We start from the raw sequence: 3,025 nt of genomic DNA, 5'->3' as shown, positions 1-3,025 counted from the left end.
ACGTACTTGCTAAACTTGTTCATGACCTGCCCCCTCAATTGTGGCTCTGGGCCGCTGGTTCAACACACCTCAAGCCTAATCCACGTCGCTTGAGGTGCGGCAGGTCAATACATTTTGTCTAGATGGAACGCGAACTCAAGCTCGAGTTGCTGCAAGACCAGGCCGAAGGGCTGATCGGCCTGCCCCTGGTGACTTCCTGCAGTGTGGAGCCGCCACACGAAGACAGGCTCATGAGCACGTATTTCGATACCCCGGACCTTTCGTTCCGGCGTCTGCACGCATCGCTGCGCGTGCGGCAAGCGGGTGAACATTTTGTGCAGACGCTGAAAACCTCTGGCACGCAGCACGGGGCGCTTTACGAGCGGGAAGAGTTTGAGTCGGCCATCCCCGGCAATACGCCCGACCTTGGTGCGCTTCAAGACAAATTGCCCGAGGGCACGGCGTTGGGGACACTGATCCGGGAAAGCGATCTGGCAGAGCGCCTCAAGCCGATCTTCGTCACCGATGTCCGGCGCACGGTCCTGCTGTTGCGTTTGCCGCAGGGAGACGAGGTCGAACTGGCCGTTGATCGCGGCGTGGTCCGTGCCAACGATATCGCCGAGCCGATCCGCGAGCTCGAGATGGAGATCCAGGCCGGGGAGCCGGCCCATCTGTCAGCGTTTGCCCTGCAATTGCTCGACGCCGTGCCCATGCGCCTGAGCCGCGTGAGCAAAGGCGACCGTGGTTATGCGCTGATCGCCGACGAGGTCAATCAGGCGGTACGGGCGGAACCCCTTGAACTGGCCGAAGCCGGCTCGGCCGAAGCGTCGTTTCAGTGCATTGCCCGGAACTGCCTGGCGCAAATCTCGCGAAACGAACGTGGCGTGGTCAACGGCTCCGATCCGGAAAGCGTGCACCAGATGCGCGTCGGGCTGCGTCGCCTGCGCTCCGCGCTCGATATCTTTGAACCGTTGATTGCCTGCCCGCCGGCACTGCAATCGGAACTCAAATGGATTACCGGTGAACTCGGTCCCGCGCGTGACTGGGAAGTGCTCGCCAGCACCACCTTGCGTGAGGCGTTCAAGGGGGCGCCGGAAGACATGAAGGCGGATGCGGTACTTGCCGCGGCGAAAGCCACGGCAGCCGATGCCCGCCAGCGCGCCGCCCAGGCCGTGAACGCTGACCGTTACACGCGCCTGATCCTGACACTGAATCACTGGCTGGGCAGCGCGGACTGGCGCCACGGCCTTGACGAGGCACAGCGCGCGGCACTCACCGGCCCCGCCAGCGACTTCGCGCTGACCACGTTGCGCCAGCGGCAACGAAGGTTGCTCAAGCGCGGACGGGGTATGGCAAGGATCGATGAACAACGGCGCCATCGTGCGCGTATCGCCGCAAAGAAGCTGCGTTACGCCACCGAGTTCTTTGGATCCCTGTTTTCCGCAAACAAAGTGCGCCGCTACCGCCGCCACCTTGCGCGCCTGCAGGATGACCTGGGTTGGCGCAACGATATGGCGGTGGCTGGGACACTATTGCTGCGGCTGGGCACGGAGCGGCAGGAACTGGCGGTTGGCTGCGGCTATGCGCGCGGCTATATCGCTGGGTGTGTCAGTGCTGACAGGCAGCCGCTGCGCCGCCGCTGGAAGCTGTTCAAGGCGGCAAGCCTGCCCGTTTAGCACGGGAGACATCAACCGCCGGAGGCGGTTACCTGTGCAGCCGCTGCTTCCATTCGGCGTACTACCCGGGCATGCAGACGGCGCAAGGCCGGTATCCGGCCGCGATGGCCGTGATCTCGTCGAGAAAGAACACCCGGTGCCTGACATAGCCGCCGCGAGCGATTGCCCGGCGCGCAGCGCGGCAATCGAGGCGGCCATATATCTTCGCGCCTCGATGGGCACCCAGCGTGCCTGGCTCCGTGCTTTCGTACGCCCTGCCGTCCTGCCCGATCAGCGTCCAGGTCCTGACGTGGCTCATGTTGAGCGCCCTCTCGCCTCAGAACCCCGGAAGCATCGCCGTTTGCAGAGCCGCCGACTTCGGCCGGATGGCCTGCTCGTGCTCAAGCAGCCAGCGCTTCCGATGCAGACCCCATGCATAGCCCTTGAGGTCTCCGCTGCTGGCGATGACACGATGACATGGCACTACGATAGCGATGGGATTGGACCCGACTGCCGCGCCGATATCGATGGCGGCGCGCGGGTCCGTGAAGCCCAGTTCACGGGCGAGCTTGCCATAGGTCGTGGTCGTGCCCACCGGAATGCGGGCGAGCGCAGCCCATACCCGAAGCTGCAGTGTCGAGCCGGCTGTCGCCGTCGGCAGCACCGCGAGCGCGTCCAGTTCGCCCGCGAAATAGCGCGCCAGCCCGTCGGCGACTCGGCCGGGCGCCTGTGCATCGACAAGGCTCGTACTGCCGTACTGCTCGCGCAGTAGCCGATGCAGATGCGCCCTGTGATCGGCAAAATCGAGCGCGCGGATATGCTCGCCGGCATCGGTAACGAGCAGCATGTCGCCCAGCGGCGACGCGAGATGGCTGAGACGCAGTTGCATGATGACATCCTCATTCGGTTCGCTGCGGGTAGCGACTGGAATCACTGTAGCCATGCCGTCCACAGAAAAAACTCCGTCTCTTGCGAATGAATTCCAACTGAGGCGTCTGCAGCGGCCAGAAATTCGACAGCAAGAAACGGAGAGCCGAAGCCATTCCTTCTTCATACCCTGAGGGAACCACCGCCGCAATCATGCCGAAAGCCATCGGTGGGTCGGCGTCCAGTCAGATCGACATTGACCGGATGACAAAGACTTGATCCATTGGAGGACCATCATGCTGCCGCTCCTCTCACTGCATTCCCTGGTTGCCCATCGAGGTGATGGGTTGCGACCAGAACTTCTGGCACTGCTTCAGCGCCAGAGTCATGGCGGTCTTAGCGCCACCCCTTTCAAGGTGATGAAGAATAGGGCAAGCTCCGTGTCCTCGAACCGAAGACGGAGTCAGTGGCGTGGTACTGGACGCAGTGGTGGAACGCTTTATCGAACACAGCCCGATCAGCGT

General features: G+C 63.0%; 4 protein-coding genes. 1 reads left to right on the top strand and 3 read right to left on the bottom strand.

Going from position 1 to position 3,025, the window contains the following annotated elements; translation table 11 throughout:
• Window positions 1–122: 122 nt before the first annotated feature.
• A complete protein-coding gene (locus tag DN412_RS42565; RefSeq protein WP_115216958.1) occupies window positions 123–1,655 on the top strand; it encodes a CYTH and CHAD domain-containing protein in 1,533 nt (510 codons plus the stop codon).
• Between the two features lie 61 nt (window positions 1,656–1,716).
• On the opposite strand, the gene DN412_RS42560 is transcribed toward DN412_RS42565, so the two are convergent.
• From DN412_RS42560 to DN412_RS44330, 3 genes are all read right to left on the bottom strand, one after another.
• On the bottom strand, window positions 1,717–1,953 hold the full coding sequence (locus DN412_RS42560) for an Ada metal-binding domain-containing protein (RefSeq protein ID WP_115216957.1): 237 nt from the start codon (window positions 1,951–1,953) through the stop codon (window positions 1,717–1,719).
• 18 nt (window positions 1,954–1,971) lie between these two features.
• Window positions 1,972–2,523, bottom strand: coding sequence for a methylated-DNA--[protein]-cysteine S-methyltransferase (locus tag DN412_RS42555; protein ID WP_115216956.1), 552 nt, complete (start codon window positions 2,521–2,523; stop codon window positions 1,972–1,974).
• Between the two features lie 289 nt (window positions 2,524–2,812).
• On the bottom strand, window positions 2,813–3,025 hold a 213-nt coding region (locus tag DN412_RS44330), incomplete at its 5' end, for a hypothetical protein (RefSeq protein WP_208647775.1).

The sequence above is a fragment of the Cupriavidus lacunae genome, assembly GCF_003353055.1.
Lineage (GTDB): Bacteria > Pseudomonadota > Gammaproteobacteria > Burkholderiales > Burkholderiaceae > Cupriavidus > Cupriavidus lacunae.
The sequence above is the reverse complement of the archived record's forward strand: the minus strand, read 5'-3'. Positions and strand labels throughout refer to the sequence as shown.

Bases quoted from the DNA above. Each gene is read 5' to 3' on its own strand.
- DN412_RS42560 (WP_115216957.1), bottom strand. From the start codon at position 1,953: ATGAGCCACGTCAGGACCTGGACGCTGATCGGGCAGGACGGCAGGGCG.
- DN412_RS42555 (WP_115216956.1), bottom strand. From the start codon at position 2,523: ATGCAACTGCGTCTCAGCCATCTCGCGTCGCCGCTGGGCGACATGCTG.
- DN412_RS42565 (WP_115216958.1), top strand. From the start codon at position 123: ATGGAACGCGAACTCAAGCTCGAGTTGCTGCAAGACCAGGCCGAAGGG.